The sequence below is a fragment of the Caballeronia glathei genome (assembly GCF_000698595.1).
Taxonomy (GTDB): domain Bacteria; phylum Pseudomonadota; class Gammaproteobacteria; order Burkholderiales; family Burkholderiaceae; genus Caballeronia; species Caballeronia glathei.
The window spans coordinates 1-16,398 of record NZ_JFHC01000049.1 but is presented as its reverse complement, the minus strand read 5'-3'; the positions used below and the strand labels follow the sequence as shown (position 1 = coordinate 16,398).

Genomic DNA, 16,398 nt, shown 5'->3' with positions numbered 1-16,398 from the left:
ACTGAGAGAAACACCATGAAACGAAAAGGCATCATCCTTGCCGGCGGATCAGGAACGCGCCTCTATCCGATCACGCGTTCGGTGTCGAAGCAGCTCTTGCCTGTGTACGACAAGCCGATGATCTATTATCCCTTGTGCACGCTGATGCTGGCGGGCATGCGAGACATCCTGATCATTTCCACTCCGCAGGACACGCCACGTTTCGTCGAAATGCTTGGCGACGGCAGCCGCTGGGGTATCAACCTCCAATACGCGGTGCAGGAAAGTCCCGATGGAATCGCGCAGGCATTCATTATCGGCCGCGACTTCATCGGCAATGATCCGTCGACACTGATTCTTGGCGACAACATCTTTCACGGCCACGATCTCTTTAGTCAGTTGCAGCGTGCTTCTGCAATCGACAAGGGATCCACCGTGTTCGCCTATCATGTGCAGGATCCCGAGCGTTACGGTGTCGTCGAGTTCGACGAGAAGTTTCGCGCGCTTTCGCTAGAAGAAAAGCCTCGCGCCCCAAAATCGAACTACGCAGTGACGGGCCTTTACTTTTACGACAACCAGGTGTGCGATATCGCGGCGGAGATCAAGCCGTCGGCGCGCGGCGAACTGGAGATAACCGACGTCAATCTCCACTACCTTCGCAACAAGGCGTTGAATGTGGAGATCATGGGCCGGGGATACGCATGGCTCGACACGGGCACGCATGACTCGCTGCAGGAGGCTGCTATCTTCATTGCCACGCTTCAAAAGCGGCAGGGCCTCATGGTGGCGTGTCCCGAGGAAATTGCTTTCCGAAATCACTGGATTTCCGCACAAGAACTGGAAATGCTCGCGTCCGAGCTGTCGAAGAACGGATATGGACAGTATCTCCAACGTATTTTCAAAGAGGCGGTTGCATGACTTTGAAAGCAATTTCCACCGGCATTCCGGAAGTGCTCATTCTCGAGCCGAAGAGTTTCGGCGATGAACGCGGTTTCTTCTACGAAAGTTTCAACGCGAAGCAGTTTCGTGAAGCGACAGGCGTGAACACCGAGTTCGTGCAGGACAACCATTCACGTTCGGTGAAAAACGTACTGCGAGGCCTGCATTATCAGATTCAGCAACCGCAGGGCAAACTGGTGCGGGTGATCGTCGGAGCCGTATTTGATGTCGCCGTTGACATTCGCAAGAAATCCGCGACCTTTGGCAAGTGGGTCGGTGTCGAACTATCCGCGGAAAACAAACGCCAGCTGTGGATACCGAAGGGCTTCGCGCACGGTTTTGTCGTGACTTCGGACTCCGCTGAATTTCTTTACAAGACCACGGATTACTACGCACCCGAGTTCGAGCGGTCGATTCGCTGGGACGACCCTGAGATCGGTATTGAGTGGCCTTCCGATATCAAGCCAATATTGTCCAAAAAGGATGACGCGGCTTCTTCGTTTGCCCAAGCAGAATTGTTTGACTGAACAATCTATATAAATTAGGAGAAGCACGTGGCTATTCAATTGTTTGTACCCAACTTTCGCGTGGATGAATGTCTGGAAGAAATTCGGGAATGCCTGGTCAAGGGCTGGACTGGACTTGGCTTCAAGACGAATCAGTTCGAGGAAGCCTGGAAGGCATACACGGGTCTTTCCCACGCGCACTATCTGAGTTCCAATACGGTCGGACTGCATCTTGCGCTTGAGCTATTCAAGACCAAATTTGGCTGGGCCGATGGCGACGAAGTCATCACGACGCCTTTGACCTTTGTGTCTTCAAACCATGCGATCCTGTATTCACGCCTGACCCCTGTATTCGCTGACGTCGACGATTCGCTGTGCCTTAACCCCGAAAGCGTCGCCTCACGCATCACCGAAAAAACGCGCGCGATCGTGTTTGTTGGCGTGGGCGGCAACGTCGGTCAGTACCACGAGGTGCTCAAGCTCTGTCGCGACCGCGGCATCAAGATGGTCCTCGATGCGGCGCACATGTCCGGTACGCGCTTCGAAGGCAGGCATGTCGGGCACGACGCGGACGCGACCGTGTTCAGTTTCCAGGCGGTCAAGAATCTGCCTACTGCGGACTCCGGCATGATCTGCTTCCAGGATGAAGAAGATGATGTACGCGTGCGCAAGATGAGCTGGCTCGGCATCAACAAGGACACGTATGCGCGCACGGCATCGCAGGGTGCATACAAGTGGATGTACGATGTGGAAGAGGTCGGATACAAGTATCACGGCAACTCCATCATGGCGGCGATCGGGCTCGTGCAACTGAAATACTTGGACAACGACAATTCCTACCGTCGACAACTGGCTAACTGGTATGAAGAACTGCTGTCGGGTCACGACAACATTCGCTTGGTTTCGATCACCAAGGGATGCGAGTCGTCGCGCCACCTCTTTCAGATCCGTGTGAAGAACCGTGACGAGTTGATGCTCGCGTTGAACGAGCACGAAGTCTATCCGGGTGTGCACTATCGCGATAATACGGAATACCGTATGTACGCGAGCGGAAAGGGCCAATGCCCGAATGCGCACAAGGCGAGCACGGAGATTCTGTCGCTGCCGATGCACATGGGCATTTCCCGCAGGGACGTGGAGCTCGTCACCTCGCTGGTCCGTCAGTACGCCGCCGAATGAAGCATATCCACGCGCCGTATATCTATGGCGCTGTCCGGTTACGCATGCTCGCGGAAAGCGATCTTCGTGACACGCTTGCATGGCGTAATCGGGACGGCGTGCGCCAGCAGTTCAAGAGCCCCGCGCCGCTGGAGTGGGAGTCGCATCACAACTGGTTTCTCCGCTATTGCGAAAAATCGGACGATCTTGTTTTCGTTGTCGAACATGTGGCGACGGGCGGCAAGGTGGGACAAGTGGCTATCTATTCGATCGATAATGTGAAGCGCACGGCCGAGATCGGTCGTTTCGTCGTTTCCCCTGAGTATCAGGGTCAGGGATTGATGCGTCAGGGGATAGAGGCGCTGATGCGGTTCGCGTCGTCGGAACTGGCGTTGCGTTCAGTCTATCTCGAAGCAATCGAGACCAATGCGCGCGCCCGGGCCCTTTACGAAGCACTCGGCTTCGTGCAGCAGGAGGCTGTGGAAGGGTTGATAAGAATGGAGCGGAGTCTCAATGATCACGTATAACAGCGCCAGCGCGCGTCCGTCTCTGGCGGAGTTCGTCAGCGCTGCAAAGCTTTGGCGGGTATGGCTTCATATGGGCCTGCAGGACGTCAAAAGCCGCTTCAGGAGCTCTGCGCTAGGCCCCGCGTGGATTCTGATCAATCTCGCCGCTGTTATAGGGGCGGTAGGTCTGATTTATGGGCGCCTATTTCATCAGCCGATGAACGAGTTCCTGCCGTTTCTGACATTGGGCATTGTGATCTGGACGTTTATCTCGTCGTCGCTGGTCGAGGGGTCAATGGCCTTCATTGCGGCGGAAGGCTACATCAAGCAATTTCCCTTTCCCAAGACGATATATCTATATCGCGCAATTGTGCCGTACACGATCGTTTTCGCGATTGGACTGGTCGTGTTCTTCGTCTGCATGGCGCTTTATAAACGTCCAGTCGGCCCTGGTGCGCTTTGGGCAGTGCCGGGCTTCATACTTTTTGTGATCATCAATTTCTTTCACATCGTAATCGTGGCGCACGTCGGCGTACGCTTCCGCGATTTGCCACACCTTCTGGGCAGCCTCATTCAAATTGCGTTCTATCTCACCCCAGTAATCTTCACTGGAACGATGCTGAAGGAGCGGGGGCTTGATTTTGTGTATATGTTCAATCCGCTGTATTACCTCATCGAGATCGTGCGTTATCCGTTGCTTAATAGTGATGCGCCTCCAATGGAAGTGGTGTATGTCGCGCTAGGTTATTGCGTAGTCGCTGGCATCATTGCAACGCTGGTCGTCAGGAAGATGTCGCAACGCATCGTGTACGTGCTATGAAGGAAAATCTGAAGATCAGCTTGCGCGATGTGGGCGTGAGGTTCGATGTTTCGGCGCGGCACGACAGTCTGAAATCCACGGTACTAAACGTGCTGCGACGTAAGTCGGATAAACCCGAGAAGCGTATCGTGCACGCGCTCAAAGGCGTGACCCTGGATATCGACCACGGTGAGAGAGTTGGGCTTATCGGACTCAATGGCGCTGGAAAAAGCACCATCCTGAAGGTAATGGCTGGCATCTACCCTCCAACCTCTGGGGAGGCCATGATCAATGGTCACGTCTCGGCGATGTTTGAGCTCGCAACGGGATTCGAGATGACGCAGACCGGCTGGGACAACATCCGCATTCGCGGAATGCTGCTCGGGCTTACACCCGCGGAAGTAGAAGAGCGAATTCAGCAGATAGGTGATTTTTCCGAACTCGGAGAATTTCTCGACTATCCGGTCAAGACCTATTCGGCCGGCATGTTTATCCGTCTTGCGTTTTCGGTGTCGACTGCGATCAACCCGGAGATCTTGCTGCTCGACGAAGTGATGGGCGCCGGTGACGTTCAGTTTGCCAACAAGGCGAAGCGTCGGATGCTTGAATTCATGGAGCAGGGAAAGATTCTCGTCTTTTCGAGTCATAGCCTCGATATGTTGAAGTCCTTCTGTGAACGCGTGATTTGGTTGCGCAAGGGGGAGATCGTCATGGACGGACCGGCCGAGCGCGTGCTCGCGGAGTATGAAAACAAGGCTGGCCAATAACTCGGCTCTAATGCCGTTCGGGGGGCGCGGCCGGTCGCCGAAGTCGGGCAACTATCCATCCGTGGGCAAGGCGGAGCATCCAATGAAATTCGAAACCGTTATCCGCGACACGCAGAAGGCGGGTCAAACCCAATCGGCCCTTCCCGATGTCTCCGTCTTGTTGTTCGTTTCGCCCTGCGAGCGAAAGGCGCTTCTGCGCGCGGTCGAATCCGTCACTTCCCAGACGCTGGCATCGATCGAACTGATCGTCATTGACGATACCTCCGACGAGCGTATCAGCGAATGGCTCTCGGCGGCGCAGGCGCGTGATTCTCGGATCAGGGTGCTGCGGCATCAGCGCACGATTGGCATTCCAGCCGTGGGCTGGGTCGAAGCCTATCGGCATGCTCGCGCGAATCGAATCGTGCTCGCGCGAGAAGAGGACGAGTTCGAGCCAAAAGCGCTTGAAGCGCTGTTGACCGCCGAACCCTCGGAGGCGAACACGTTCGGTTTCGGGTACGTGGATACAGTCTGGATCGACGAAGCCGCCGGCGAGGCCCGCACGCTGCCCCAGCCAAACCGCTCGCAGTCACTGATCATGCTGCGCGTCGATAACTTCATCGCGCGCAATACCGTGTTAATTCCGCGCCGCGTGATCGAGGCAATCGGTTTTCTGGATCCACACGCGCTGCTGGCCGAGGCGTCGGAGTGGGATTTCTGGCGCCGTTTTGTGGAGCATTTCGAGCTGAAACCGCTGGATGTCGCGGTCGGCACGCGGCATGTCACGCCCGAGACGCTGAGCGCGAAGCGTATGGATCACTGGGCGGTGGAGGAATGGATGCGCACCGAGCGCAACGATCGCCTTATGCTTGCGCGCATCGGTGAGTATGACATTCATGCTCCCGACCCGACGCACGGCGCGCCGACCCGCGACGCCTGCCTTGCGCTGGCAGCCGAAGGCGACCCCGAGCTTCCGGCCGCGCTGGCAGCGGATACTTCATGGGATCCGATCGACGAGGGTTACATCCTTGTCGTCACCGTCCAATACGACGCCTCGACCGCACTTTACTTCGACTTGCTGGGCGCGCCGTTCGGCCGACGCGTGCGCGTGGTCGATCATCTCGCGACGCAGCACGTTGACGCGTTGATGCGTGCGTCGATGCTCGTCGTGCTGCGCGGGGTGCGGCAGTATCAGAGTTGGCTGGACGCAGCGCGTGCGCTGAAGATCCCGACCTACTACTTCCTCGACGACAACATGCCGCTGCTCTCGCAACTCGGCGAGGCGTTCATGCCCGGTGAGGATTTCTCGCATGATCCGTTTCGGGAAGCACTCAAGGATTTCAATGGCGTGTTGCTCAGCAGCCCGCGGCTCGAGGAGTATTTTCGTCAGCATGACTTGCATAAGCGTTTGCTCAATTTCCCGGTCGGAATCAGCATTCACGAGCAGGAGCGCATGCGCGCGGCATTCGGTACGTGCGAGCGTAGGGTTGGCGAAATCGTTTTTGCGTTCATGGGTGGTCTGCATCGCTCGAAGGGCGTTTGGGAACTGCTCATTCCTGCGCTGGCCCGCGTGGCTAGCGAGGGTGCCAGGATCCACTTTGTCGCGCCTGCGCTGGGCGGCGAAAGCGAAGTGCTGGAACGCCTGCCGTCGTTGATGCGGGTCACGCTGGTGCCGTGGGACCACGGTTATGTCCACGTCCTGCGCCGCTTCGCGCGCTATGCGCCTGATTACATGTTGCTCGCCACGAGCGACACGAAAAACAACTCCTACAAGACTCGTCATCCGCTTCTGGCGGCACGTCTCCTGGGCGCCGTGGCGGTGATTCCAGACATCGAGCCTTACGGCGAGGAGATCGATCACTCGATTTCCGTCATGGTCGAGAAGCCCTTCGAGCTCGAGTCGTGGTATCGCGTGTTGCGCGACATCGTCGATGGTCGGGTCGATGCAGAAGTAATTAAGGAGCGGAACCGCAGGTACTGCGAAACCAACTTCTCGGGCGAGGCCAATGTGAATGTGCTGCGCGAGCTCGTGAAAGCGGCGGGCGGCACTCCTTCGTGGCACACGCAATACCGCCGCGTGCTCGCGCTTGAGCACGCCCGCGTCGCACCCGTGGCAGAGAGCACGAACGCCACGAGCCTCGCCCTTGCGCTGCGGCGCAATGCCGATGAACTGCTCGCGCTACGGCGTGGGCGCCGTTATTCATGGCGGCATCGGGTGTTGGCACGTCCCGCCGATCTCTGGAACTTCTGCAGTCCCGCGTTTTGGCCAATGCAGAAAGCATCCCTGGCGCATGGATGGAAACGCCGTGGCGCAACACTCGAATTCAGCGACAGCCTGCACGACAAGAGCTACCACGAGTACGAGGCGAGGTTGACCGCCGGAACGTATTCGGGCGTGAGCTTCGCCATCGTCACGGACGGCCCCAGGGAAGGCAAGGTCACAGTCGAACTGCTTTCGCCCGAAGGTGCGATCGTCGCGCGTTCCACGCGCGCGCTCGGAAATGTCGATCTGACGCAACCAGTTTCATTTCCGCTTGATCTGGTACGCATCGCCGAGCCGGGCGTGTGGCGCGTACGGCTGAAGTGCCGCTCTGCGACGCCCGTCTACGTGTACGAACTCGTAAACCGCAAGGGCTTCAACATGTTCTATGCCCAGCCGTCGCCGTTCATGATGCTGCAGGAAGCGTCGGAAAAGGAGCTGGTTGTCGCTCGCGCGAAGGCGGCGCGACGGTTGATTGGCGTCGAGGAAAAAATTGCTCCCTCGGTCGTAGACGTCAAGTTCATCATCGAAGGCGATATTCCGACCAACTTCATCATCCAGCGCGTGATCGAGGAGGCGCTCGGAGATACCGGAACAGTGCAAAAAATCCTGATCACTGACTTCACGCCGGATCTGCTTCTCGATGGCGGCGCGGTTGTCATGAGCCGCGTCTCGAGCCCGGCCGCTTTGCCGATGGTGGAATGGCTCAATTTGCACAAGATTCCGTATGTCTACTATATCGACGATAACTTCTGGGAGTTGCGCGGCGACTCGCCGGTCGCGCAATACTACCAGTGCGAGCCAGTGCGCTCCGCGCTACGGCAGATCATAAGGTCAGCGAAAACGGTAATCGTGAATTCGCCGCTTCTTGGCGAATACATCCGAAAGAAGTTCCCGGGTGTGAGCATCGAATGCCTCAACGCGCCATTCGACTTTTCGTTGATCGGCAGTCCCCTCGATCCCAGCAACAAGGGCCCGGGCGAGGTGCGCGTGGGCTTCGCTGGCAGCATCACGCGCGCGGACGACTTCATCGAAATCCTGCCGGCGTTCGAGCGCCTGATTGCGCGCTATCCGTACGTGTCGCTCGTGTTCTTCGGCTATTGTCCCCCCGAACTACTGGGCCGCGAGCGCGTGACGTTCATCGAGCCAGTGGCGGACTATGCCGAGTTCATCGCGCTAAAGGCTTCGTATGCGCTCGATATCGGCATTGCGCCCATGACGGGTTCTGAGGCGAATCGCTACAAGACCAACAACAAGTACCGCGAGTACGGCGCCCTCAAGATTGCCGGCATCTATACAAATACGTCCCCTTACAAGGAGTGCGTCGTGGACGGCGAGACAGGAGTGCTCGTCGAGCACACGGTGCAGTCGTGGTACGACGCGCTGGAGCGTCTCGTGGTCGACACGGATTTGCGCGCGCGAATCGCGCGACGCGCTTTCGAGGACGTGGAGATGAACTACGCACAGGGTATCGTCGCCGAGCGTTGGCGCGTCGTGCTGCTGGACTTCGCGTGTGAGAGCGCCAAAGCGGGGCGTGTGACCGAGGTAAAGTTCGCGGCGAAAATTTCCATTCAGTCGCGCCAATTGATGGAACGCGTCCGCGTGAAGCTGTTGATGCTTATGAGCCGCACGCGTGTGGGGCTGAGCGGCGCCCCGCGGCCAAGGTCGGTCGGTGAGCAGGAGCGCAATAGATGAGCGGCTTGGCACACTGCGAAGGAGCGGCTGAAATTGCGCGGGTGTCGGCGATTGTGGTGACGTTCAATCCGAACGCGGCGACGCTCGACTCGATCTTCACCGCGCTGAGACCGCAAGTCGAGCGCATCGTCATCGTAGATAACGGCTCGGTCGCGAGCACCGTGACCGAACTCGCGACGCTCGCTGCGCGTCATGCCTGCGTGCTTGAGACGCTCGCAGTTAATCTTGGCATTGCGGCGGCGCAGAATCACGGTGTCGCGGTGGCCGTGCGCGACGCCGACGCCACGCCTTCCAACGACCATTTCCTGCTGTTTCTCGATCACGACAGCATTCCCGGGCCCGACATGGTCGAGCGCCTGCTCGCGGTTGATGCTGGTGTACGGCGGCAGGGTACGCGCTTGGGCGCGGTTGGGCCGCTGATCCTGGACAAGCGCACCGGCACACGCGGACGATTCGTGCGTGCGCGGCGTTTCTGGATCGGCCGCGATGCTTGCGAGAATGGATGCACCGCGATGCCCGTCGACTTCCTGATTTCTTCGGGAACGATGACGCGTCTCGACGTGTTCCGGGACGTCGGGGGTATGAATGAGGGACTTTTCATCGATCACGTCGACACCGATTGGTGTTTGCGCGCGGCCGCGCTCGGCTACAGACTCTATGGCGCATGCGACGCGCACCTTACGCATTCGCTTGGCGACGACATTGTTCCGGTATGGTTGGGACGGTGGCGAGAGGTGTTCGTGCACTCGCCAGTGCGAGACTACTACGTGTGCCGCAATACGGTACTGATCCTAAGACAACTTCGGATGCCCTTCACGTGGCGTCTCTTTTTGACCGTCCGGCTCCTCGGGTCGATTGTCTTCTTCGGCTTGGGCGTTGCACCGCGAGGTGCGAGGCTGCGGAAGATGGGGTGTGGTCTGATCGATGGATTTGCAGGTCGTAGCGGTGCGCTGAACGCGTGATCCGCCAAAGTAGTCATCGCCAGTCTTTCTATGCAGATCCATGATGTCCGGGCTCACGACGCCATGCGGGCATGACGAGGGGGTTTGAAACATGCTCAAAGCAGCTTTCTTCTTGCAAGACCAGCAGATAACCGCGCATCCCGAAAGATCCGTCCAGCCGCGTGTTTCTGTGATATTGCCAACTTATTGCCGCGGCGATAATGGAATGCTTGCCCGTGCCATAGACTCAGTCATCGCGCAGGATTACACGGATTTCGAACTCTTGGTGATCGACGATGGCTCACTCGATTCAACAGCGGAAGTCGTGAGCGCCTATGTGGCGAAAGATCCCCGAGTCGTCCACGTCCGACATGAGCGAAATTCTGGTTTGCCGGCGTTGCGAGTCAACGAGGGACTCATGCTCGCCCGTGGGGAGTACTGCGCATATCAGTTCGATGACGACGTCTGGACGGCGAGTTGCTTGTCGTCGCTAGTCGGCGCGCTCGATGCGAACCCCAATTGCGGCGTGGCATACGGCACCGCTCTCTGCAAATTGAAAGGAAGTGAATTCAAACTTGGTTCGGAATTCCTCTACTACAAGCTTGTGGAAGGTAACTGCATCGCGAATAACGCGCTAATGCATCGTCGTTCGATGTTCGTCCTCCACGGCGGCTATGACGTGCATCTAGCGATGCGGCGCTCGTGCGATTGGGATCTCTGGCTGCGATGGGCGAAGCAGACGCGCTTCATCCACGTAGACGAGATCGTCAGCGTGGTGGATGCCTGGCAGGACAATTCGCTCGGAAAGACCGTTGAGTACGATCCTTTCCTGCAGCGGTTCATGTCCGGACGCACGCGCGATCATCTGTTGACGCCTGACAGGCTCGGAGATTACGAGGTCGACTCGCTCGAGCCTTTCACTTCGCTAGGTCCCCGCAAGATCGACGAGATCTGGCGCATTTACGTTGCGCCTTATTTCGCCCGGCGGCGCGACGTGATGTTGTCGCCGGCGAATGCGGTACGCCGGCTGCGGCATGTCATCGTGACAAAAGAGCATTTCGATTCGACGATTGACATCACGATCGGCAACTTGACTCAACGACTCGCGGACAGTTTCGAATTCTCGTATGTTCCCACCGCGCAGTTGACTGCCAGCGCAATCGATGCCACCGACGTTGTGATCTTCCACCGCACGATGAATCATCCGGCGCCACACTGGATGAAGTACGCGAAGGATGCGGGGAAGGCGTGCATGTTCTTGATGGACGACGATCTCCTGTCATTGCATGAGGTCAGCCCGGTGTTCGACTACATCGCGCCCGGTGCGCCCTGCTACGAGATAATTACCGGGCTTATGTCGCAGGCAGATCTCGTGCTGACCTACTCGCCAGTAATGACAGAGTCGGCATCTGCCCATTCGGATTGTGTCGTGGAGCTTTCCACGAACATCCGGGAAAAATGGCTCAAGCGGCCATTGCGGCCAGCGAAGGATGACGACGGGCCGTTGAAGATCGCGTTCGCGGGGGGCGGAGCGCGGGAAGAAGAATTCGCGGCGCTTTGGCCTGCCCTCGTTGAAATCAGTGATCGTTACCGTGACAAGGTTGAGATTCATTTCTGGGGCTTCAAGCCGCAGGGGATCGACCAACTGAAGAGTCCATTCTTCCACGAGCCCTTCACGTCGAGCTACGAGGAATATCTCGGCCGCTTGATGTCCGCAGGATTCGACATCATGCTCGCCCCTTTGTTTGCCGAGAAAAGGGCGAAGCGAGCGAAATGTCCGATCAAGTTTCTCGAGATCACCGCAGCTCAAGCGCTTGGTGTGTATTCCGACGTCGAACCTTATAACGTTGTCGAGGACGGGCGAACCGGATTCAAATGTGCGAACTCGGTGGACGGCTGGACCAACGCTCTGGCCCGTGCAATCGATTCCGTCGCCCATGAACGCTCGTTCATGGTCCACGCGGCCCGGCTCGTCGTGCAGCAGCGATTTACATCAGAAGTTCAGGCCGACGCGCTTCGCGCCGCGCTCGATGCGGCGACGCTGCACGCAATCTTGCGTCGACCGGACGTTCGCAAGCCTCGAATTGCTTTCGTATTCCACAGTTCGTACCTCGGCGGCGCGGAGAATCATCTGTTCAGGCATGCACGTATCTCGGCGCATTACGGCTTCGAACCCGTCATTGTTCTTCCCGTATCATCTCAGGACTCCGATCACGAGGTCCGGCGCTACGCTCGCGAGCGCGGATTCGATGTCGACTTTCTGCCGCTTCGGTGCGAAACAGAGCCATTGGTGCGCGAACTCGATCTCGATGCCGTCGATACGAGTGTGCAATGGCTGACGGAAAACGAGATTGCTCTCGTCCATTCGGTCACGTTACTGCAAGAGGTCGCACGTGCGGCACGTCAGCTCGACGTTCCGCATGTCACGTCGCTGTATGCGGTCGAAAGCAGTTCGGTCGAACCGGTGCTGCCCGAACACTGTGACGCCGTACATTCGGATTCCCTTCTGTATGCCAATCGTTGGGCATGGTTACTCGGGACGCCTGGCTATTGCATTCGCAGTCATGTCCCGCAGGAGTTTTTTGCGGAGGGTCGATCGAAGCTGGATTCCGTCGACACGACGAGAACGTGGCGCATCGGACTATTCGGCACAGTGCAGGCTCGCAAAGGGCAGTTGCAGGCCATCGAAGCCCTTGGCGGGTTGCAGAAGGAAGGGCTCAATGTAGAACTGGATATATACGGTTACACGCAATTTTTCCCAGAATATGTTGACGACTGCAAACGTATGGCGTCGGAATACAGTGTAAGCGACCGTGTCCGTTTCCACGGTTTCCGTCGGGACGTAGCCAGCGAGTTTCTCAAGCTCGATATCCTCCTGTGCGCAAGCGACTGGGAGTCATTGCCGCAAGTCATTCTCGAAGCAATGGCGGCCGGTGTCTTGGTCGTGGCACCTGCAGTCGGGGGGATCGCGGAAGTCGTATCGGATGCGACCGGCGTGCTGTTGCGCGATAACAGTGTTGCGGAGATTTCGCGCGGGCTGCGCGAAGCCTGCTCGTTGAGCGAGGAACAGCGGGCCGCGCGTGTCGAACTTGCTTTCCAGGTGGTCTGCGCGGAATGCGCGGGTACTTCGGTTTCGTCGGCGCTGTTCAAGCTTTATGGAGATGCGGCGCGTGCGCGCAGTCATGCGGCGAACCGGAATGCGTTGACGACTGACACCACGACAAGCTTAGCGAATGTGTCGCGTCTGCGAGCGGAGCTTGCTCGTGCTAACGCCCTTCTCGGTATCGAGAGCGCGCGCAAACATGCGGCTGCGCTGGCAACAGCTGTGCAGCGGCAAATCAAATGAATACATTGGAGAAGGATATGGTGAAAGTCGACCTGGGCTGCGGGCTCGCGAAGTCGCCGGGATTCATCGGAGTCGATCGCGCGCCCATGCCGGGTGTGGACGTGGTTGCCGATTTGAACAAGCGTCTTCCTTTCGAGGACGACTCCGTGGACCTCATCGTCGCGTCACACTCGCTTGAGCATGTCGCCGATATCACCGCGACGATGAAGGAGCTGTATCGAATCTGCAAGCACGGAGCGCAGATTTGCATCATCGCGCCTTACTTCGAACAAAAGCTCAATGTCGCCAATCCGTATCACATCGTGCCGTTCAACGAGCACACGGCGCGCTTCTTCACATCTTCGCGGACGGCGGGTACGGACTCGGCGCAGTACTGGCATCCTCACGCGGTGAGTTGGGGCTTGGCGGAATCCGACAATTCGCATCTCGGCGTCGACTTCAGACTCGCGGGATTGGAGTTTTTCTACTTTCCCGAATTCCTCGGCCTGTCGGAGGAGAACAAGCTGTTCGCGCGGCGCCACATGTGGGACGTCTGCGATCAGATGGTGTGTCAACTGGTCGTATGGAAGAAGTCTGACGCCTCCGACGAAGCTGTTCGCGAAGAAATTGAGACGATGAGCTTTTTTGAGCCGGCCTTCATCAACGAACGCCGCAAGAAAGATGCGACGCTCATCGCGCAACAAGGCACGCGCGCCCCCGTGATGCAGCAGATCAAATCGGCGCTGGGCGAGCTCTTGCAGCCGGATGCCGCCATGGTTAGCCGCGTGGACGACTTGCATCGGGCCTGCGTGGCCATCGAAGATTCGCGCTCGAAAGTGCGTGCGGAGATGGATGGCCGACTGGCGCAAATGCATTCCGCTATCGCCGGAAACACGATTGAGATCGCCGACCTGAAGGTGGCTGCAGCGGAAGTCGGACACGCACGGCGGCTCGCCGACAGCGAGATGTCGAGAATGCGGGCAGAGCTGGAGCAACTCGCCATGCAAGTAACGGCCACCCGTGACTCATTGGATCGACAGCAAGCCGAATACCGTCGACAACAAAACGAACTCGCGGCCGCAAGGCGCGCGCTCGATTGTCAGAGGCACGAAAACGGACATCTTACCGCGTCACTTAAAGAGCAAGCCCGCGCGGTCGAGCATGCGAGTGCCACGGTCAGCATGCAGAGCGTTTTATTGCATCAGGCATGGGCGGACGCCATCAGCTGGTCGAATGAAGCCCTTCTTTATAAGAGGAGGCGAGTCGTCCGCCTGACGAACTGGTTCCGCGGCGGCGACAATCTCGCTCCAAATCTTCCGCCTGCATTCAGCGGCTTGCTCGGTGCGATATCGGCGGGCGCACGCGTCGTATTGGGCGACGACCTGCGGGGCAGGCCGTTCAACGCCTATAGCCTGCGCCCAGGCATAGGGAACCCGCGCACGCTGGAGATCGGTGTCCATGTGGCCGTGAAAAACCTGGCGGATTCAATTGGCGTGGAAATCGTCACTGGCGGCGATCGGATCGTATTTCACCAGACTATCTCGCTCGATCACAGCTGGGATCACGGACCCGTTCGTTTTTCATTGGAAGGTCTCGCGCTCAGTAGTCAAGAGCCGATCGAGCTACGGTTATTCAGTCCGGCGGCGTCGTCGCCCATCTTTCCGATTGAAGTACGTCGGGGACGCGGCTCAAGAAAGCGTTCCATTTTGTGTCGCTGGTCGTGACAATAGCCCATCGACATCAGGAAAATCTCGGTGCCGCGACGATAGATTGAGTTTCCGTAACGGCGAGGGATTTGCTTCGCGTGCCGCGAGCCTACGATCGTTCTGAGTTCGCGCTGGAGGGACGTGGGGGAAAGCGCTCTAGCATGTCGGTAAGTCGGGCGCGAGCGTCCGATACTCGTGGCCCTGTCGCAAGCAAATTTCGGTATGGTTGCTTTGTCAATGCCCGGAAGAGGGTGTTGTACAATTCGCAGAATACCTCGCAATAGTGCTCCATCCACGCGCGACATGAACTTTCCTTCGATTGGCGATGCAAAACAGTATTTCGATGTCGCGACGGCGTGCGCCCACTTTCTGACCGGCGATAGCGATGTCGCTAGCACGTGCTATCACGCTTATCGGCCAATCGGAATTGTGCTCTATTACGCAATCCCCTTTCTCTTCACTGATGATGAGTTTATTGCAGGCTATATCACGCTGTTTTTAAACGTCCTGTTCCTTTTGCTGCTGATCTACTCGGGCCTCACGCTGCTGCGCCGTTTTTCGCCGCGCGATCTGAATACTCGCAATAACGCGACGCTCAAGCCCGCCGAGGTAGTTTTCGTCGTTTCGGCGACGCTGTTTCCGATTGGATTCATCCCGGTGCGGCTGTCCGATCACCAGAGTCTGGCGCTATTTCTTACGGGGTTCTGCGTGCTGACTGGAGAAGCCGCCGCTCGAGGTCGCCTTCATCCATATCGCAGGCGCTTGCCCAGTCCAGCCCGGCGGCACCGGCCAGTCCTATGTACTTCGTGACCACGCCCTTGGATATGCCCAGAGACGCGGCGATCCGATCGTGCGAGAAGCCGCCGTCGAATTTAAGTCGTAAAACGTCCTTGATCATGCGCATGTTCATCCGGTGCGCGGGCATGCTCTCTCCGGCAAAAGCCGGCGAGCATAGCCCGCGTAGTTGATGCCATGCGCAACGCCAATCCTTAGCCTCGCAATCTCGGGCAGCATTAAAGCCGAGCGCTGCCGGGATGTCGCGCCAGCGCATTCGCCCAGCTGGACGCGCCGGCACTGCAGCCGCTGCCGGCACAGCCCTATGAGCTCGCGCGCTTCAAGACAGTGACGGTTCACATCGTAAGCGTCATTTGAAGGCCGTATGGACAGAGCTGGTTCCGGTGTCCAAAGTGGTGCCCGTTACTTCAAGTGGTGGGGACTACTTTGGACACACGGGATGCGAGACCATCGAACCGCAAGGGCCGACCGAATTACGCACCGGAGTACCGACGGCAAGTTGCCGTCGCGGCCAGCGAGCCGGGTATTTCGGTGGCCAAGCTCGCGCAGGCGCACGGACTGAATCCCAATATGGTGTTCAAGTGGCGCCGGCAACTGCGGGCGGGCCCGTTTGACGCGGTGGCGCACGGCACAGCAGTGTTGCTGCCCGTTGCCCTGCCTGATGCACCGGCAGGCGAGAAGACCGAACCGTCTTCTATGGTAGTACAGCCGGTCGAGCCACATCGCGACAGCGTACCGGCAGCGTCGGGCATTGAGATCGAACTGAACGGTGCCCGTGTGCGCGTCACGGGTATGGTCGATCCAATGCAGTTGCGCCTCGTGCTGCGCTGCCTGATGCCAGCATGATTGCTCCGCCAGGCGGTACCCGCGTATGGCTGGCAGCGGGCGTCACCGATATGCGCCGTGGCATGGATGGACTTGCCGCACTGGTGCAGTCGACACTCGGACGTGACCCCTTCTCGGGCCACATCTTCCTGTTTCGTGGGCGTCGCGGTGACCTCATCAAGATTTTATGGCCCCGGCGGTCGGTCAAATTCCCCCAT

12 protein-coding genes and 1 pseudogene are annotated in these 16,398 nt (G+C 58.2%); 12 read left to right on the top strand and 1 reads right to left on the bottom strand.

The window, feature by feature from the left end; genetic code table 11:
• Positions 1-15 precede the first annotated feature (15 nt).
• From rfbA to BG61_RS39385, 10 genes are all read left to right on the top strand, one after another.
• Positions 16-897, top strand: coding sequence for a glucose-1-phosphate thymidylyltransferase RfbA (rfbA, locus tag BG61_RS25935; RefSeq protein ID WP_035942400.1), 882 nt, complete (start codon positions 16-18; stop codon positions 895-897).
• Positions 894-1,445, top strand: a complete 552-nt coding sequence (rfbC, locus tag BG61_RS25930) for a dTDP-4-dehydrorhamnose 3,5-epimerase (protein WP_035942398.1) — start codon at positions 894-896, stop codon at positions 1,443-1,445. The genes rfbA and rfbC overlap by 4 nt, the downstream gene beginning before the upstream one ends.
• A 27-nt stretch (positions 1,446-1,472) precedes the next feature.
• Complete coding sequence (locus BG61_RS25925; RefSeq protein WP_035942396.1) at positions 1,473-2,603, top strand: DegT/DnrJ/EryC1/StrS family aminotransferase; 1,131 nt, start codon at positions 1,473-1,475, stop codon at positions 2,601-2,603.
• The gene (locus BG61_RS25920; RefSeq protein WP_035942395.1) at positions 2,600-3,109 is read left to right on the top strand and encodes a GNAT family N-acetyltransferase; all 510 of its coding nucleotides are present in this window, start codon (positions 2,600-2,602) and stop codon (positions 3,107-3,109) included. The genes BG61_RS25925 and BG61_RS25920 overlap by 4 nt, the downstream gene beginning before the upstream one ends.
• Entirely contained in the window at positions 3,096-3,908 is an 813-nt protein-coding gene (locus BG61_RS25915; protein WP_035942394.1) for an ABC transporter permease, read from the top strand. Before BG61_RS25920 ends, BG61_RS25915 begins: the two co-directional genes overlap by 14 nt.
• On the top strand, positions 3,905-4,654 hold the full coding sequence (locus BG61_RS25910; protein WP_035942392.1) for an ABC transporter ATP-binding protein: 750 nt from the start codon (positions 3,905-3,907) through the stop codon (positions 4,652-4,654). Before BG61_RS25915 ends, BG61_RS25910 begins: the two co-directional genes overlap by 4 nt.
• A gap of 82 nt (positions 4,655-4,736) precedes the next feature.
• A complete protein-coding gene (locus BG61_RS39395) occupies positions 4,737-8,588 on the top strand; it encodes a glycosyltransferase (RefSeq protein WP_161783700.1) in 3,852 nt (1,283 codons plus the stop codon).
• A complete protein-coding gene (locus BG61_RS25900) occupies positions 8,585-9,550 on the top strand; it encodes a glycosyltransferase family 2 protein (RefSeq protein ID WP_035942390.1) in 966 nt (321 codons plus the stop codon). Before BG61_RS39395 ends, BG61_RS25900 begins: the two co-directional genes overlap by 4 nt.
• A 91-nt stretch (positions 9,551-9,641) precedes the next feature.
• Positions 9,642-12,875, top strand: a complete 3,234-nt coding sequence (locus BG61_RS39390; RefSeq protein ID WP_051672787.1) for a glycosyltransferase — start codon at positions 9,642-9,644, stop codon at positions 12,873-12,875.
• A gap of 17 nt (positions 12,876-12,892) precedes the next feature.
• Positions 12,893-14,578 (top strand): class I SAM-dependent methyltransferase, encoded by a 1,686-nt coding sequence (locus BG61_RS39385; RefSeq protein ID WP_161783699.1) that lies wholly within the window; start codon positions 12,893-12,895, stop codon positions 14,576-14,578.
• Positions 14,579-15,266: 688 nt separating this feature from the next.
• Here BG61_RS39385 and BG61_RS25885 read toward each other — a convergent pair.
• Positions 15,267-15,464: pseudogene (locus tag BG61_RS25885) on the bottom strand (IS21 family transposase); the annotation flags it as partial.
• A 302-nt stretch (positions 15,465-15,766) separates the two neighbouring features.
• On the opposite strand from BG61_RS25885, the gene tnpA reads away from it, so the two are divergent.
• Both tnpA and tnpB read left to right on the top strand, forming a co-directional pair.
• The gene (gene tnpA, locus BG61_RS25880; protein ID WP_051672785.1) at positions 15,767-16,201 is read left to right on the top strand and encodes an IS66-like element accessory protein TnpA; all 435 of its coding nucleotides are present in this window, start codon (positions 15,767-15,769) and stop codon (positions 16,199-16,201) included.
• Positions 16,198-16,398, top strand: a 201-nt coding sequence (gene tnpB / locus BG61_RS40355; RefSeq protein ID WP_152565243.1) for an IS66 family insertion sequence element accessory protein TnpB, incomplete at its 3' end; no start/stop codon positions are given. The genes tnpA and tnpB, both read left to right, overlap by 4 nt.